The sequence below is a fragment of the Cellulomonas sp. A375-1 genome (assembly GCF_001040865.1).
GTDB lineage: Bacteria > Actinomycetota > Actinomycetes > Actinomycetales > Cellulomonadaceae > Cellulomonas > Cellulomonas gelida.
In genome coordinates this window covers 1-1,047 of sequence record NZ_LFKW01000129.1, presented here as the reverse complement: position 1 = coordinate 1,047, position 1,047 = coordinate 1, and the positions used below count along the sequence as shown (strand labels likewise).

The following is a 1,047-nucleotide window of genomic DNA, read 5'->3' as shown; positions in this document are numbered from 1 at the left end:
CGCTCCCGCGCCCCGGCTCGCGCCCGGCGCTCGGCCGGCTGATGCGGTGCGGGCAGCGCTCGCCGCGAGCCGATCGGGCGCGCGCCCGGACGACGTCCGTCCCACCGCACCGCCGGCCCCGGTGCCCGCGGCCGATGCTGCACCCAGTTCCGCGGCAGTGTCCGCCCCGGCAACTGCGCCCGTGGTCGCCGACGATCGCGCTGGTGCCCCTGGTGCTGGCACCGGGTCGCCCGCCCCTTCCGGCGCCGTCCCGGACGAGCCGCTCGCGGAGCCGGCGCCGTTCGAGCACCCCTCCGACGAGCGCGTGACGGGCGAGCCCGAGCCCACCGACACACCGGCCGAGAGTGCGCCCGCCGCACCCGCTTCTGCTCAGCCCGCTGCCGCCGAGCGTGCGGGTGGCGAGGCTGCTGGCGACGATGAACCTGCTGCCGTCGACGTCGCGGGTGCGGAGCCTGAGCCGGATGGGGCAGTGGCGTCCGGCGACGCGGATGACGAGGCCGATGCCGGGTCGGTCGCGGACGTGCCGTTCGAGTCCGTGCCGTCGGCCGTGAGCGGCGAGACCGAGGTGCTGCGTCGCCGCTGGCCCGAGGTGCTCGAGACGGTCAAGTCGCTGCGCCGCGTCACGGGCGCGCTCGTCGACCCCAACAACGCGCAGGTCGCCGAGCTCGACGCGACCACGCTCCGCCTGGCGTTCACGACGCCCGAGCTCGCGAACACGTTCCGCAACGGGCCGCACGCCGAGGTCGTGGCGCGTGCCGTGCACGAGACGCTGGGCTTCGACGTGCGCGTCGAGGCGAGCGCCGGAGACGTGCGCGCAGGTTCGGCGCCGAGCGGGCGCGGTGCTGCCTCGTCGCAGCGTCCGTCGGGGCGGCAGTCCGGCGGGTCGAGCACCGGCCGCGCTCCGCAGGCACGTCCGGGCGAGGTCGAGAGTCGAGCATCGAACGACGAGCAGGGTGCTGACGATGCGGAGCCCCACCGGGCACCGAGCACTGCGAACGACCAGACCGGACCCGGCCAGTCGTTCGACGCTGCCCCGGAGCGCCACGA

At 76.4% G+C, this 1,047-nt stretch carries 1 pseudogene; it reads left to right on the top strand.

From position 1 onward, the window contains the following. Positions 1–469: 469 nt before the first annotated feature. Positions 470–1,047, top strand: a pseudogene (locus CWIS_RS17755) (DNA polymerase III subunit gamma and tau); the annotation flags it as partial.